This window comes from Streptomyces zaomyceticus (assembly GCF_014656215.1).
GTDB lineage: Bacteria > Actinomycetota > Actinomycetes > Streptomycetales > Streptomycetaceae > Streptomyces > Streptomyces zaomyceticus.
In genome coordinates this window covers 150,364-165,522 of the sequence record NZ_BNBZ01000001.1, presented here as the reverse complement: position 1 = coordinate 165,522, position 15,159 = coordinate 150,364, and the positions used below count along the sequence as shown (strand labels likewise).

14 protein-coding genes are annotated in these 15,159 nt (G+C 73.6%); 8 read left to right on the top strand and 6 right to left on the bottom strand.

Annotated features, from left to right (window positions below; translation table 11 throughout):
• Positions 1–54: 54 nt before the first annotated feature.
• Genes IE311_RS00735 through IE311_RS00725 form a run of 3 tightly spaced genes read left to right on the top strand, consistent with a single transcriptional unit; the run spans position 55 to position 2,690 of the window.
• Complete coding sequence (locus tag IE311_RS00735) at positions 55–1,560, top strand: ferredoxin reductase family protein (RefSeq protein ID WP_373313713.1); 1,506 nt, start codon at positions 55–57, stop codon at positions 1,558–1,560.
• On the top strand, positions 1,553–1,867 hold the full coding sequence (locus IE311_RS00730; RefSeq protein WP_189829516.1) for a hypothetical protein: 315 nt from the start codon (positions 1,553–1,555) through the stop codon (positions 1,865–1,867). Before IE311_RS00735 ends, IE311_RS00730 begins: the two co-directional genes overlap by 8 nt.
• A 37-nt stretch (positions 1,868–1,904) precedes the next feature.
• The gene (locus IE311_RS00725) at positions 1,905–2,690 is read left to right on the top strand and encodes a sulfite exporter TauE/SafE family protein (protein WP_189829515.1); all 786 of its coding nucleotides are present in this window, start codon (positions 1,905–1,907) and stop codon (positions 2,688–2,690) included.
• Between the two features lie 4 nt (positions 2,691–2,694).
• Here the strand turns inward: IE311_RS00725 and IE311_RS00720 are convergent, their stop codons facing one another.
• The 3 genes from IE311_RS00720 to IE311_RS00710 form a co-directional block, all read right to left on the bottom strand.
• On the bottom strand, positions 2,695–3,312 hold the full coding sequence (locus IE311_RS00720; protein ID WP_189829514.1) for a class F sortase: 618 nt from the start codon (positions 3,310–3,312) through the stop codon (positions 2,695–2,697).
• Positions 3,313–3,397: 85 nt separating this feature from the next.
• The gene (locus IE311_RS00715) at positions 3,398–3,904 is read right to left on the bottom strand and encodes a hypothetical protein (RefSeq protein WP_189829513.1); all 507 of its coding nucleotides are present in this window, start codon (positions 3,902–3,904) and stop codon (positions 3,398–3,400) included.
• Positions 3,905–4,178: 274 nt separating this feature from the next.
• Complete coding sequence (locus IE311_RS00710; RefSeq protein WP_189829512.1) at positions 4,179–4,940, bottom strand: aminotransferase class IV; 762 nt, start codon at positions 4,938–4,940, stop codon at positions 4,179–4,181.
• A gap of 189 nt (positions 4,941–5,129) precedes the next feature.
• On the opposite strand from IE311_RS00710, the gene IE311_RS00705 reads away from it, so the two are divergent.
• Genes IE311_RS00705 through cutA form a run of 4 tightly spaced genes read left to right on the top strand, consistent with a single transcriptional unit; the run spans position 5,130 to position 10,227 of the window.
• Positions 5,130–5,759: an NADPH-dependent FMN reductase gene (locus IE311_RS00705; protein WP_189829511.1), complete on the top strand. Its 630-nt coding sequence runs from the start codon at positions 5,130–5,132 to the stop codon at positions 5,757–5,759.
• A gap of 12 nt (positions 5,760–5,771) precedes the next feature.
• Positions 5,772–7,505, top strand: a complete 1,734-nt coding sequence (locus IE311_RS00700) for an ABC transporter ATP-binding protein (RefSeq protein ID WP_189829911.1) — start codon at positions 5,772–5,774, stop codon at positions 7,503–7,505.
• Entirely contained in the window at positions 7,502–9,511 is a 2,010-nt protein-coding gene (locus tag IE311_RS00695; RefSeq protein ID WP_229901652.1) for an ABC transporter ATP-binding protein, read from the top strand. The genes IE311_RS00700 and IE311_RS00695 overlap by 4 nt, the downstream gene beginning before the upstream one ends.
• Complete coding sequence (gene cutA / locus IE311_RS00690) at positions 9,508–10,227, top strand: divalent cation tolerance protein CutA (RefSeq protein WP_189829510.1); 720 nt, start codon at positions 9,508–9,510, stop codon at positions 10,225–10,227. Before IE311_RS00695 ends, cutA begins: the two co-directional genes overlap by 4 nt.
• A gap of 28 nt (positions 10,228–10,255) precedes the next feature.
• On the opposite strand, the gene IE311_RS00685 is transcribed toward cutA, so the two are convergent.
• The 3 genes from IE311_RS00685 to IE311_RS00675 form a co-directional block, all read right to left on the bottom strand.
• Entirely contained in the window at positions 10,256–12,364 is a 2,109-nt protein-coding gene (locus IE311_RS00685) for a molybdopterin oxidoreductase family protein (RefSeq protein ID WP_189829509.1), read from the bottom strand.
• A gap of 173 nt (positions 12,365–12,537) precedes the next feature.
• On the bottom strand, positions 12,538–13,227 hold the full coding sequence (locus IE311_RS00680) for a SanA/YdcF family protein (protein ID WP_189829508.1): 690 nt from the start codon (positions 13,225–13,227) through the stop codon (positions 12,538–12,540).
• 39 nt (positions 13,228–13,266) lie between these two features.
• On the bottom strand, positions 13,267–13,989 hold the full coding sequence (locus IE311_RS00675) for an aquaporin (RefSeq protein WP_189829507.1): 723 nt from the start codon (positions 13,987–13,989) through the stop codon (positions 13,267–13,269).
• Positions 13,990–14,168: 179 nt separating this feature from the next.
• Here IE311_RS00675 and IE311_RS00670 point away from each other — a divergent pair, with 179 nt between their 5' ends.
• Positions 14,169–15,140: a sirohydrochlorin chelatase gene (locus IE311_RS00670; RefSeq protein ID WP_229901651.1), complete on the top strand. Its 972-nt coding sequence runs from the start codon at positions 14,169–14,171 to the stop codon at positions 15,138–15,140.
• The last annotated feature ends 19 nt before the right edge of the window (positions 15,141–15,159 follow it).

Below are 15,159 nucleotides of genomic sequence, written 5' to 3'. Positions count from 1 at the left end.
AGGATCGGGGGGAGCGGGCTGAGCTGGGGGTTCCCGTATACGGGCGGACCTAGGGTGCCGGATGTGACCACCGAGGCCAGCCACCCTCTCTATGTCCCCCTCCGCCCCGAGCCGTTCCCCACCGCGCCGATGACCGTCCCGCCGATACCGGCCCCGCCCGTGCCGACGGCCCCCTTCCAGGCCGGTCCCGTGCCGTCCGGGCCCGTCCGGGCCGCGCCCGTACCGGCAGCACCGGCCGCGCCCGTACCGGCGCTCAGGCTTCCTCCCGAGCGGCTGCGGGACGCGGTCCTCGCCGGCGCCGGCGCCGTGGCCCTCGTCTGGGGCGTCCAGGCCCGGCCCTCCGCCCGGCTCGACGCCCTCTTCGCGACCGGCGCCCACCTCACCGGTCTCCTCGCCGGATACGGCGTCCTCGTCCTGCTGCTCCTCATGGCCCGCGTCCCCGCCGTCGAGCACGGCGTCGGTGCCGACCGGCTCGCCCGGTGGCACGCCCTCGGCGGCCGGTACGTCCTCGGCCTGATCGGCGCCCACGCGCTCCTCGCCCTCTGCGGTTACGCCGTCCACACCCACACCGACCTGGTCACCGCCACCGGGGACCTCCTCGCGTACGGGGCGATCGCCGCCGCCACCGTCGGCACCGCCCTGTTCGCCGCCGTCGGGATCACCTCGGCCCGGGCCGTACGGAGCAGGGTGCGACACGAGACCTGGCGGGCGGTCCACCTCGGCGCGCTCCTCGCCGCCGCCCTCGGTTTCGTCCACCAGCTCGCCGGACCCGATCTCGCGAGCAGCCTCCTCACCCGCTGGCTCTGGTCGATGGCGCACGGCACCGTCGCCGTCCTCCTCCTCTGGTACCGGCTCGTCGTCCCCGTCCGCGCCGCCCTCCGCCACGACCTGCGGGTCGTCGAGGTCCGCGACGAGGGCCCCGGGGTCGTGTCCGTCCTGGTCCGGGGCAGGGGAGTGGCCCGGCTCTGCGCCGAACCCGGCCAGTTCTTCCGCTGGCGCTTCCTGCGCCGCGGGCTCTGGGCGACCGCCCTGCCCTTCTCCCTCTCCGCGCCGGTCCGCGACGACACCCTGCGGATCACGGTCAAGGCGCTCGGCGACCACACCCGCCGCATCCGGCGGCTCCGCCCCGGTACCCGGGTCCTGGCCTCGGGCCCCTTCGGCGCCCTGACAGCCCATCGCCGCACCCGGCGCAAGGTGCTGCTGCTCGCGGGCGGCGTCGGGATCACCCCGATGCGGGCCCTCTTCGAGACGCTGCCCGGCGGCCCCGGTGACGTGACGCTCCTCTACCGGGCCTCGAACGAGAGCGGTCTCGTCCTGCGCGAGGAGCTGGAGGCCATCGCCCGCGAACGACAGGCCGCCCTCCACTTCCTGCTCGGCCGCTCGGACGACTCCTACGACCCCCTCGCGCCGCGCGCCCTGCGCGATCTCGTGCCCGACCTGGCGGCCCACGACGTGTATCTGTGCGGTCCGCCCGCGATGGCGAAGGCCGCCACCGCCAACCTGATCAGGGCCGGGGTGCCGGCCTCCCGCATCCACAGCGAGGACTTCGACCATGCGTAGAGCCGTGTCCAGAGCCGTGCCCGGAAACGTGCCCGGAACCGTGCCCGGAGTCGCGCCCCGTGCCGTGCCCGGAGTCGCGCGCACTGCCGTACCCGGTGCCGGGCGCAGAGCGGCCCAGGGCAGGCACGGCGCCCCGCGCGTTCCGGTCGTCGAGCAGGCCCGCCGCCGGCTCGCCGCCGCCCTCCTCGGCGCCGGCGCGCTCGCCGCCACCCTCCTCACGGCCTCCGTCACCCCGGCCGCGCCGCCCGCCCCCGACCGTGACCCGGGGGCGGCAAGCTCAGACCTAGCTCAACTCTCCAGGGATTGATGGACGGGGCAACGATCTCCTCCCTAGGCTCACGGGCATGCCCGAGATCTCGCTGACCACCCTCGTCCTGCTCTGTCTCGCCGCGCTCGTGGCGGGCTGGATCGACGCCGTGGTCGGCGGTGGTGGACTGCTTCTGCTGCCCGCCCTGCTGCTCGGGCTGCCGAACGTCCAGGCCGCCCACATCCTCGGCACCAACAAGGCCGTCGCGATCGTCGGCACCACCGGGGCCGCGATCACCTACGCCCGCAAGGCCCCCGTGCAGATCAGGACGGCGATACGGATCGGCCTGGCGGCACTCGCCGGCTCCATGGGCGGTGCCTTCTTCGCCGCCGGGATCAGCAGCGACGTCCTGCGCCCGGTCATCATGGTGGTGCTGCTCGCCGTGGCGGCCTTCGTGATGCTGCGACCCTCCTTCGGCGCCAAGGCCGAGGGGGAGGAGCGGGCGCCGCTGACCCGGGCCAGGATCGTGACCGCGATCGTCGTGGTCGGCGGCGGGATCGGTTTCTACGACGGCCTGTTCGGGCCCGGTACCGGCACCTTCCTGGTGCTGGCCCTGACCGCCGTGCTCCACCTCGACCTGGTCACGGCCTCCGCCACCGCCAAGATCGTCAACGTCTGCACCAACGCGGGCGCGCTCGCGATGTTCGCCTACCAGGGCAGCGTCTACTGGCAGCTCGCGGGCGTCATGGCGGTCTTCAACCTGATCGGCGGGACGGTCGGCGCGCGGATGGCGCTCAGCAAGGGCGCCGAGTTCGTGCGCGGGGTGCTGCTCGTCGTGGTGCTCTCGCTGGTCGCGAAGCTGGCCTTCGACCAGTGGGTGTGACCGGCTACTTGACCCCGATGAGGTGGCCGTACGCGACCACGTTCCCCTCGTACCCGTTCTTCTTCGAGAAGCCGCCGCCGCAGGTGATCACCCGGATCTCCGCCCGGTCCGCCTCGTCGTAGACCTTCCGGTCAGGGAAGTCCTTGTTCCCGTACACCTCGACCGCGTCGACCGTGAACACGGCGGTCCGTCCGTCCTGCCGGTCCACCTCGATCCGGTGGCCCTTCTTCAGGGCACCGAGCGTGTAGAAGACGGCGGGCCCGTCCGCGTTGTCGACATGGCCCGCGACGATCGCCGTGCCCTTGGCGCCGGGCGGGGTGCCGTCCTGGTACCAGCCGGCCATGTTCCGGTCCGAGGCCGGCGGCACGTCGAGCGAACCGTTCGAGGCCAGCCCGAGCCGCATCATCGGGGTGTCCACATCGGTCTCGGGGATGCGCAGCCGGACCGGCGCCGAGGGCGGCAGCGGGTCCGCGGCGGCGTCGGTGTGCACGCTCGGCCCGGCGGCGAAGGCCTGCGCGGCCGACGGTACGGGCGGGGTGACGTGCTCCGAGCCGTTCTGGACGAGCCAGATCCCGACACAGGCGGCCACGGCTATGCCCCAGCCCTTGCTCCTGTTGCTCACCTGGTTTCCCTCGGTCGGTTCGTGGTGTGGCCCTGCCCCCGCCGGGCCGTGTTCGGGCACGCGGCGGGGGCAGGACAGGCGGGTCTCAGTGCTCCCGCGCGCCGCTCGCCCGGCGCCGCAGGAACAGGACCCCGCCCACGGCAGCCGCGGCCAGCACCGCCGCACCTGCCGTGACCTGGGCGGTGTCGGGGCCCACACTGCCCCCGACACCGGTCTGGACATGGCCGCTCGGACGGCGGTGCTTGACGGTCAGGTCACCCCGGGCCGTCTTGCCGTTGTCGCAGGCCACGCTGATGCCGTAGGTACCGGCCTTGGCGTGCTCCGGTACGTGGAACTGTCCGACCACGACCTCCTTGTGCGTGCTCGGACTCAGCTGGAACTCGCCCGCGCCGAGCGAGTTCGCGTCCCCCACACCGCGACCGTGCTTGCCGCAGGCGAGCGTGTTGACGGTGACGGTGGCGCCGGGTTCGGCGTCGGAGGGGAAGAGTTCGAGCCACTCGGAGTTGCCCGCGAACGCCGAGGGGGCGGCGAGGACTCCGATCGCGGCGACCGTCAGCGCGGTACCGGTGAACAGGCGGACAGTGGTGCGCATGGGGGGCCTCCGGGGCGCGCGAGCGGTCGAGCGGGGCGGTCCTCCCGGGAGGGACTTCCCGGAACGGCCTTCTGTGACCGAGATAAGAGCCGCCGCGCGCCCCGCGCCTGCTGATGAGGCATCAGGATTGGGCCGTCCGATACGGTGTGTCGCCTGGATTTTCGGAGTTTGCGCAGGTCAGAGCGGATTTTGTTGTGTCACTGGGTGTCTCGTGCCGAACGGGTGACCGGGGTTCCCGGCCGGGGGGCCGTGCCGCCGCCGGGGCGCCGTACTCCTACAGCTCGTCCCACTCCACCGAGTCGTACGCCGTGTGCACCCGCCCCATCAGCTCCTCGTCCACCGCGAAGGCGACCTCGTCGATCGAGGTCACCGGCGCGATGGAGCGGGAATTCGTGACGAAAGCGGCCCGGTAGCCGGAGAGGTCGGCCAGGGTGACCGGGCGCCGGACCGATCCCAGGCGGGGTGCCAGCAGGGCCATGGTGATGCCTTCGAGGCAGGGCGCCGACGGCCAGACCACCGAAGTGCCGTCCCAGAAGGCGATGTTGGTGATCGCCCCCTCGGCGATCTCGCCGTACGGGGAGGTCAGCACGGCCTCGTCGTAGCCGGCGCGCCCGGCCGCCTCCCGGTGGTAGCTCTGGCCGAAGCCGCCCAGGTGCTTGATGTGCGGCGCGGGGCGCCAGTACTCGACTGTCGTCAGCCGCTGCGGCGCTCGGGGGCCGTCGGGGGCGGGTGCGGCGACGGTCACGGCGATACGGACGTCGGGGTACACGTACACCCGTACCGAGCCGTCCCGTACCCCCGCGGTCTCCAGGGCTCCGGCGATCAGGGCGCGGACCCGCCCGCCGTCCAGCTCCCGGTCGAAGAGCTCGCGGGTGGAGCGGTCGAGGCGGGCGAGGTGCAGGCCGAGGCCCTTCACCCGCCCGTCGCGCACCTGCATCGCCGTGAAGTGGCCGAAGCCGGTCATCAGCGCGGCGAGCAGCCCCGGGTCGGTGGCCGGGACGCCGTCGATCTCGATGTACGGGGGCGGAGTCGTCATGCGCTCACCGTACGTCCGGGAAAAGGGCGTTGGGCAAGGGCTCCGGGGAGGCCCCCCCCCGGGGGAGCTCCGGGAGAGTCCCCGGGGTCCCCGGGAGAGGCCCCGGGGAGGGTCTTGGGGAACGGGGTCCGCGAGGGAGGGAAATCACCGCTTGACCTCAACCAAACTTGAGGTACCACGATCCTCGACATGGACATCACGAACGCCACCACGGCCACCGTCACCCCCGCCACCGTCACCCCCGCCCCCCTCACTCTCGCCCTCGTCGTCGCCAGCGACCGCGAAGGCCGTTTCGCCCCCGTCATCACCGACTGGTTCCGCTCCCGCCTCGCCGAGCGCGAGGACTTCACCGTCACCGTCGTCGACCTCGCCGAGATCGACCTCCCCACCTCCCTCTCCCACCGCCCCTCCCCGGCCGTCACCGCCGAACTCGCCAAGGTCACACCGGTGCTGGAGGCCGCGGACGCCTTCGTCGTCATCACCCCCGAGTACAACCACTCCTTCCCCGCCTCCCTCAAGAACCTGATCGACCGGCACTACACCGAATGGCAGGCCAAGCCCGTCGGCTTCGTCTCCTACGGCGGCATGTCCGGCGGCCTGCGCGCCGTCGAGCAGCTCCGCCAGGTCTACGCCGAGATGCACGCCGTCACCGTCCGCGAGACGGTCTCCTTCCACCAGGCCCACGGGCTGTTCGACGAGGACGGACGGCACAAGGACCCCGCCGGCGCCGAGATCGCGGCCAAGGCGCTCCTCGACCAGATCGCCTGGTGGGGCACCGCCCTCAAGGACGCCAAGTCCGTCCGCCCGTACGGCGCGTGAGGAACCGTCATGATGCTGCTGCGACTCCTCGCGCCCCGCCTCCGGCCGTACCGGACCCTTCTCGTCCTCCTCGTCGCCCTCCAGCTCGTCCAGTCCCTGGCCTCCCTCGCCCTGCCCACCCTCAACGCCGGTGTCATCGACGAGGGCGTCCTGCGCGGCGACACCGGCCGGGTGCTCGGCGGCGGCGCCGTGATGATCGCCGTCACCCTGCTCCAGGCCGTGGTCGCGGCCGCCGCCACGTACACCGGAGCCAGGATCGCCATGGGCGTCGCCCGCGACCTGCGCTCCGAGGTCTTCCGCCGCGTCCAGGAGTTCTCCGCCCAGGAGCGGGGCCGGTTCGGAGCCGCCTCCCTCATCACCCGGACGACCAACGACGTCCAGCAGATCCAGACGTTCACGGTCCTCGTCCTGACCATGCTGGTCGCCGCGCCCCTCCTGTGCGTCGGCGGGATCGCCATGGCCCTGCGCCAGGACGTTCCGCTCGCCCTGGTCCTGCTCCTCTTCGTGCCCGTGATGACGGGGGCGGTCGGAGCGATCGTCCTGCGGATGCGGCCCCTGTTCCGGGGCATGCAGGAGCGCGTCGACGGCGCCAACCGGGTGCTGCGCGAGCAGATCACCGGCGTCCGGGTGGTCCGCGCCTTCGTCCGCGACCGGCACGAGCGGGAACGCTTCGGCGCCGCCAACGACGAGCTGCTCTCCGTCGGCCTGCGGGCCGGCCGGCTCCAGGCCCTGATGTACCCGACGGTGCTCATCGTCTGGGAGCTCACGACCGTCGCCCTCGTCTACGTCGGGGCCCACCGCATCGACTCCGGCACCTTCCAGCCCGGAGTGCTCGTCGCCTTCCTCGGCTATCTGCTCCAGACGGCGATGTCCGTGATGATGGTCCTCTTCCTCCTCATGAACATGCCCCGGGCGGAGGCCGGCGCCGAGCGTGTCCGCGAGGTCCTCGACACCCGCTCCTCGGTCGTCCCGCCGGCCGACCCGGTGCGGATCACGGACGGCCGGGGACAGCTGGAGGTGCGGGGCGCGGGCTTCCGGTACCCCGGTGCGGAGGAGCCGGTCCTCACGGACGTGGGGCTCGTCGCCCGGCCGGGCGAGACCACCGCGATCGTCGGCTCGACGGGCAGCGGCAAGTCGACCCTGCTCGGGCTCGTCCCCCGGCTCTTCGACGCGGCCGCGGGCGCGGTCCTGGTCGACGGCGTCGACGTACGCCGGCTCGACCCGGAACTGATGGCGCGGACGGTCGGACTCGTCCCGCAGAAGCCGTACCTCTTCTCCGGAACGGTCGCGACGAACCTGCGGTACGGCCGGCCCGGGGCGAGCGACGAGGAACTCTGGCACGCCCTGGAGGTCGCCCAGGCCGCCGACTTCGTACGGGACCTGGAGGACGGGCTGGACGCGCCGGTCTCCCAGGGCGGCACCAACCTCTCCGGCGGCCAGCGGCAACGGCTGGCCATCGCCCGGGTCCTCGTCGCACGCCCCCGCCTCTACCTCTTCGACGACTCCTTCTCCGCGCTCGACCCCCGCACGGACGCCCGGCTCCGCGAGGCACTCCGGGAGGAGACGGCGGACGCGACCGTCGTGATCGTCGCCCAGCGGGTCTCCACCATCCGCGAGGCCGACCGGATCGTCGTCCTCGACCGGGGCCGGAACGTCGGCACCGGCACCCACACCTCCCTGATGCGGGACAACGCCACCTACCGGGAGATCGTCCTCTCCCAGCTCACCGAGGAGGAAGCGGCATGAACACATCCACCACGGAGAGCCGGACCCCGAAGGGAACCCCCGACGGGCACGGCGGCACCCCCACCTCCGGGGGGCACGGCGGCACCGACGCCCCCGACGGGCACGCCGGCACCGCCCTCGACACCCACGAGCGGCCCTCCGCCGGGAAGTCCCGCACCACCACGGGAGCCCCCGCCCGCACCGGGCCACCCGTCCAGCAGCGCGGTCCCGGTCTCCCCGCCGCCGCCGTCCTCGAACGCTCCCTCTCCTTCCGGGCCTCCGGACTCCGGCTCCTGCGCACCCTCGCCCCCGACCGCTCCCTCCTCCTCGCCGTCCTCGCCACCGGTGCCACGGCCGTCCTCCTCTCCGTCCTCGGCCCGCTCCTCCTCGGCCGCGCCACCGACCTCGTCGTCTCCGGCGCCACCGGCCCCGCCGGGGTCGACTTCGCGGCCGTCGGCCGGGTCCTCGCCCTCTCCGTCCTGATGGTCGCCGGCTCGGCCCTCTTCACCTGGATCCAGCTCCGGATCGCCACCACCGTCGTCCAGCGGGCCGGGCACCGGCTCCGCGAACGGGCCCAGCACAAGCTGGCGAAGCTGCCCCTCGCCTACCTCGACCGGCAGTCGCGCGGCGAGGTCGTCTCCCGCACCACCAACGACATCGACAACATCACCCAGACCCTCCAGCAGGCCCTCAGCCAGATGATCAGGGCCGTCCTGACCCTCTTCGGCGTCCTCGCGATGATGTTCTGGATCTCGCCGCTGCTCGCCCTCGTCGCCCTCGTCACCGTGCCCCTCTCGGTCGCCGTCGCCGCCTTCGTCGGGCGGCGCGCCCAGCCGCAGTTCGTGAAGCAGTGGGCGGTCACCGGCAGGCTCGGCAGCCATGTCGAGGAGATGATCACCGGGCACACCGAGGTCGTCGCCTTCGGCCGCCGCGACGAGGCCGTCCGCCGCTTCGACGAACTGGGCGAGGAGCTGTACCGGTCGAGCTTCCGCGCCCAGTTCGTGTCCGGTTTCATCCAGCCCGCGCTGACCTTCGTGGGCAATCTGAACTACGTGGCCATCGCCGTCGTCGGCGGACTGCGGGTGGCGAGCGGCACGCTGTCCGTCGGTGACGTGCAGGCCTTCATCCAGTACTCCTACGAGTTCAACGGCCCGATCACCCAGGTCGCCGCGATGGCCAACCTCCTCCAGTCCGGAGTGGCCTCCGCCGAGCGGGTCTTCGACTTCCTCGACGCCGAGGAGGAGTCCCCCGACCCGGTCGAGCCGCACCGGCCGGCCGAGCTCCGCGGCAGGGTCTCCTTCGAGAAGGTCGCCTTCCGCTACGAGGACGGCAAGCCGCTCATCGAGGACCTGTCGCTCACCGTCGAGCCCGGCAGCACGGTCGCGATCGTCGGCCCCACCGGGGCGGGCAAGACGACCCTGGTCAACCTGCTCCTGCGCTTCCACGAGGTGACCGGCGGCCGGATCACCCTCGACGGCGTCGACACGGCGGGGATGACCCGGGAGGAGCTGCGCTCCGTCACCGGCATGGTCCTCCAGGACACCTGGCTCTTCGGCGGCACCATCGCCGACAACATCGCCTACGGGGCGCCCGGCGAGGTCTCGCGGGAACGGATCGTGGCGGCGGCGCGGGCCGCGCACGCCGACCGGTTCGTCCGCACCCTGCCCGAGGGGTACGACACCGTCCTCGACGAGGACGGCGGCGGTCTCAGCGAGGGGGAGAAGCAGCTGGTCACCCTCGCCCGCGCCTTTCTCTCGGACCCGGTGATCCTCGTCCTCGACGAGGCCACCAGCTCCGTCGACACCCGGACCGAACTCCTCGTCCAGCAGGCCATGTCCTCGCTCCGCGCCGGCCGCACCAGCTTCGTCGTCGCCCATCGGCTCTCCACGATCCGGGACGCGGACACCATCCTGGTCATGGAGGGCGGCTCGATCGCCGAACAGGGCAGCCACGAGGAACTCCTCGCCGCCGGGGGCGCGTACGCCCGGCTGCACGCGGCCCAGTTCGCCCGTACGGTGGAGACGTGATCGTCACCGTCCGCACCACCACCGACGCCCGCGCCAAGGCGGACGCCCTGGCGCACGGCGCCGTCGAGGCCCGGCTCGTCGCCTGCGCGCAGATCTCGGGGCCCGTCACCTCCGTCTACCACTGGCGGGGCGCGATCGAGACCACCGAGGAGTGGGAGGTGGTGTTCAAGACCACCGAGGCCCGCTACCCGGCCCTGGAGGCGCACCTCCTCGCCGCCCACGACTACGAGACGCCGGAGATCCTCGCCACCCGGGTGACCCGGGCCTCCGAGGGCTACGCGCGCTGGGTCGAGCGGGAGACCTCGGCGGCCCCGGTGGTCGAGAACGCGGCGGCCGAGCGGCGGCCGTTCTTCGTGTACGGGACGCTGCGCCCGGGCGCGTACAACCACGACCGGTTCCTCGCCGGCCGGATCGGCGCCGAGGCGGACGCCGTGCTGCACGGGGCGGTCCTGCACGACGGACCCGGCTATCCGTACGTCGTTCCGGCGGAGGGGGGCCGGGTGGTCGGCACGCTGCTGACGCCGGCGGACGACTCCTACGGAGAACTCTTCGGCCTGCTCGACCGGCTGGAGCTGCCCGTCGGGTACGAGCGGGTGGCGATGGACGTCGTTCGGTCGGGGGACGGGGCGCGGGTGTCCGCCTGGGTCTTCCTGGCGGCACCGGACGCGCCCCTCGGCCCGGTCATCGAGAGCGGCGACTGGTTCAGCCGCCCGTAGGCTGCCCCGCGCCGTCCCTTTCGGACCCCTAGGCGGTGTCCCCGACGCGCTCCAGACGTACCGCGCACACCTTGAACTCCGGCATCCGGGAGATCGGGTCGAGTGCCGGGTTCACCAGGGTGTTGGCCCGGCCCTCGCCCGCCCAGTGGAACGGCATGAAGACGGTGTCCGGCCGGATGGCCGTGGTGATCCGGGCCGGTGCGACGGCCCGTCCGCGCCGGGAGACCACCGCGACCCGCTCGCCCTCGGCCACCCCGAGCCGCTCGGCGACCCGCGGGTGCAGCTCCACGAAGGGGCCGGGCGCCGCGGCGTTCAGCTCGGCGACCCGCCGGGTCTGCGCGCCCGACTGGTACTGGGACACGACCCGGCCGGTGGTGAGGACCACCGGGTAGTCGGCGTCCGTCTCCTCGGCCGCCGCCCGGTGCACCACCGGCACGAACCGGGCCCGCCCGTCGGGGGTCGCGAACCGGTCCAGGAACAGCCGGGGCGTCCCGGGGTGGTCGTCGGCGCCTTCCGGGGTCGAGGGGCAGGGCCAGAAGACGCCCTGTTCCTCCTCGATGCGGCGGTAGTCGATGCCCGAGTAGTCGGCGGGGCCGCCGGCCGAGGCGCGGCGCAGCTCGTCGAAGACCTCCTCCGGTTCCGCGGAGAAGCCCTTCTCCCAGCCGAGGAGCCCGGCGAGCGCGTGCAGCACCTCCAGGTCGGTCCGGACCCCGGCGGGCGGGGTGAGGGCGCGGCGGCGGAGCAGTACCCGCCCCTCCAGGTTGGTCATGGTGCCGGTCTCCTCCGCCCACTGGGTGACGGGCAGGACGACATCGGCGAGTTCGGCGGTCTCGGAGAGCACCACGTCCGCGACGGCGAGGAAGTCGAGCGACCGCAGCCGCCCCTCGACGTGCGCCGCGCGGGGCGCGGAGACCACCGGGTTGGAGCCCATCAGGAGCAGGGACCTCACCTCGCCGCCGAGCGCGTCGAGGAGTTCGTACGCGCTCCGCCCGGGGCCCGGCAGCGACTCGGGGGACACACCCCACACCCCGGCCACGTGCGCCCGGGCGGCCGGGTCGTCGAGCTTGCGGTAGCCGGGGAGCTGGTCGGCCTTCTGGCCGTGTTCGCGGCCGCCCTGGCCGTTGCCCTGGCCGGTGAGGCAGCCGTAGCCGCTGAGCGGCCGGCCCGCCCTGCCGGTGGCCAGGCAGAGGTTGATCCAGGCGCCGACGGTGTCGGTGCCCTTGGACTGCTGCTCGGGTCCTCGCGCGGTCAGCACCATGCCGGTGGCGGCGTCGGCGAACATCGCGACGGCCTCCCGGAGCAGCGGCACCGGGACGCCCGTGATCCGCTCGACCTGCTCGGGCCAGTGGGACATCGCCCCGGCGCGCGCGGCCTCCCAGCCGGTGGTGCGCTCCTCGACGAACTCCTCGTCCACCCGCCCCTCGGCGACGACGAGGTGCAGCATGCCGAGGGCGAGCGCGAGGTCGGTGCCGGGGCGGGGCGCGAGGTGGAGATCGGCCTGTTCGGCGGTCCGGGTGCGGCGGGGATCGATGACGATCAGCTTTCCGCCGTTCTCCTTCAGCTCGGTGAGGTAGCGAAGGGCGGGCGGCATGGTCTCGGCGAGGTTGGAGCCGACGAGGATCACGCACCCGGTCCTCGGGACGTCCTCCAGGGGGAAGGGGAGCCCCCGGTCGAGCCCGAAGGCCCTGCCGTGCGCGGCCGCCGCCGACGACATGCAGAAGCGTCCGTTGTAGTCGATCTGCGAGGTGCCGAGGACGAGCCGGGCGAACTTGCCCAGCGTGTACGCCTTCTCGTTGGTGAGGCCGCCGCCGCCGAAGACCCCCACGGCATCGGGACCGTGGTCGGCGCGGGTCCGGCGCAGTCCGTCGGCGACGGCGGCGAGTGCCTCCTCCCAGGACGCGGGTTCCAGGACCCCCGTGTCAGGGCATCGGACCAGGGGCTCGGTGAGCCGGACCCGGGAGGAGAGTACGGAGGGGGCGGTGCGGCCCTTGCCGCACAGGGCGCCCCGGTTGACGGGGAAGTCGGTCCGGTCGACCACCTCGGCGGGCAGCTCCGGGACGCCGGTGGGGCGGAGCGACATGCCGCACTGCAGGGCGCAGTAGGGGCAGTGGGTGGGAACGGCGGTGACCTCGGACATACGGTCAGCGTGCGTCAGGCGTGTTACGCGGGGCGGCGCCGCTTATTACGGGCGCGGTGCCAGGCCCTCCGCCGGGCGCGCCGGGTGCCGTGAGCCCCGGCGTGCGGGCTCAGCGGGTGCCGTGAGCCCCGGCGTGCGGGCTCAGCGGGTGCCGTGAGCCCCGGCGTGCGTGCTCAGCGGGTGCCGGTGGGCGAGGCCAGCGCCTCGGTGACGCCGTTCTCCTCCGGTCCGAGGAAGTGCGGGTCGGGTCGCAGTCCCGCGTCGAGGGCGGCCTTGCCCGCCGCGAACAGCTCCCGGGTGGTGCCGTAGTACCAGGTGCGGTCGTGGGGTTCGGGGACCCCGACGCCGTAGGAGTCGACACCGGCCCGTCCGCACAGGGCGACGGCCCGCTTGATGTGGAAGTCCTGGGTGACGAGCACGGCCCGGTCGACGCCGAAGACCTTGCGGGCCCGGACGCAGGAGTCCCAGGTGTCGAAGCCCGCGTAGTCGCTGACGATCCGGTCGTCCGGCACCCCGCGCCCGGTGAGGTAGGTGCGCATGGCGCTGGGTTCGTCGTACGCGGTCCGGCTGTTGTCGCCGGTGACGAGCAGGACCCGGACCTTGCCCGTCCGGTACAGCTCGGCGGCGGTGTCGAGCCGGTGCGCGAGATACGGGGTGGGGCGCCCCTTCCACAGTCCGGCGCCGAAGACGACGGCGACGTCCCGGGCGGGCACGTCGGCGGTGGTACGGAGCTTCCCGGCGGCGGCGGTGTGCATCCAGGTGACGGGCATGAGCGCGAGGACGACGCCCAGCATCACGGCCTGGACGGTGCGGCGGCGGGCCCGGGTGGAGCGGGGTGTCAACCGGGTGAGCCGTGCCGGCATGCGGGAACCTCCGTGGATCGTGGATTCGGTGTCGGTCTGTCACCCCGTCCGACGCGCGTCGGCGGTATTCGGTTCGGCGGACGCCCCACGTGTTCCGTACAACACACCGGCCAGGACCATCCCGAGCAGCATCCCGAGGAGCTGGGCGGCGGCGAAGGCGGGCACCGAGGCGGGGGCGATCCCGGTGAAGGAGTCCGAGAAGGCGCGGCCGACGGTGGCGGCCGGATTGGCGAAGGAGCCGGAGGAGGTGAACCAGATCGCCGCGCCGGTGTAGCCCGCGACCGCGACCGGCGCGAGCGCGGGGCGGCCGATGTGGCGCAGGCCCTGGACGACGAGGACGAGACCGGCGGTGGCGACGGCCTCGCCGAGCAGCAGATGGAGTGCCGAACGCGACTCGGTGGCCCAGGCGCCGGGCGCCCGCCCGAACATCGCCTCGGCGAGCAGGGCGCCCGCGACGGCCCCGGCGAGCTGGGCGCCGATGTAGGCGAGGACCTCGCGCGAGCCGCCCTCGCGGCGCCCGGACCACCACTCGGAGAGGGTGACGACGGGGTTGAAGTGGGCGCCGGAGAGCGGGCCGATGAGGGCGATCAGCAGCCCGAGACCGATGGCGGAGGCCGCGGCGTTGGCGAGCAGCCGGACACCGATGTCCTGGCTCAGGGTGTCGGCGCGGATTCCGGAGCCGACGACGACGGCGACGAGGGCGCCGGTTCCGATGAACTCGGCGGCGACGCGCCGGGGGAGCGCGGGCGGGGACATTCTCATAGTGGAAAAGATATTCCGTGATTCGGAATCGGGAAAGGGGGCAGGGTAGGTGGGGGCACCCTGCCTGACAGTCGGCGGGCCAGGCCCGTGAGGCCGGCGAAACACACACGTGAGGGCGGGGAAAACAGACGTGACCCCCGTGCAACGGGCAGGCAACCTGGGACCCGCAGGATCGGTGCATGACGGAGCCGGACAGCACGTTCGCCAACGCCGCCGAGCTGCTCGGCAGGATCACCGAGCAGCTCGGAACCCAGCTCGGCCACCTGCGTCTGTACGGCCACCGGCCACGGAAGCAGGAGCAGGAGGTAACCCCGCCCATGAACATCACAGGCCGTGCCGCGCCCGCCCCCGCCGAGCCCGCCCCGGTGGGAATTGCCCCGGCCCGACCCGCCCTCGCGGGAACGGCCCCGACCGCCCCCACCCTCGTCGCCGTCGGCCACGGCAGCCGGGACCCCCGCGCCCGGGCCACCCTGAACCGGCTCCTCGACCGCGTCCGCGAGCTGAGGCCCGGACTCGACGTACGGCTCGCGCACATCGAGCTGAACACCCCGCTCCTCGACACCACCCTCGCCGGGCTCGCCGTCGAAGGCCGGGACGCCGTACTCGTCCCGCTGCTCTTCGCCCCCGGCCACCACGTCACCCACGACCTGCCCGCCGCCCTCGCCGCCGAGCCCGCCCTCCGCGCCCGCGTCGCCGAACCCCTCGGCGCGCACCCGCTGCTCGTCGAAGCCCTCGCCGACCGGCTCGCGCAGGCCGGCTGGGACACCGAGGACGGAACCTCCGCAGGCACCGGGGTCGTCCTCGCCTCCGCGGGCTCCCGCGACCCCCGTTCCGGCGCCGAGATCCGCCGTATCGCCGCCCGCCTCGGCGAGCGGCTCGGCGGAGTCCCCGTCGTCCCCGCCTACACCTCCGCCGCCGCGCCCACCGTCCCCGAGGCCGTCCGCGCCCTCGCCGCCCGGGGCCGCCACCGGGTCGCCGTCGCCTCCTGCTTCACCGCCCCCGGTCTCTTCGCCACCCGCGCCGCCGCCCACGCCCCCTGGATCGCCGCCGCCCCGCTCGGCGCCCACCCCGCCCTCGCCCGCCTCGTCCTGCACCGCTACGACGCAGCACTCCGCGCGACCACCCGGGAGCGGGAACTCGCCACCGTCTGAGCACTTCTGTCGGTCCCTC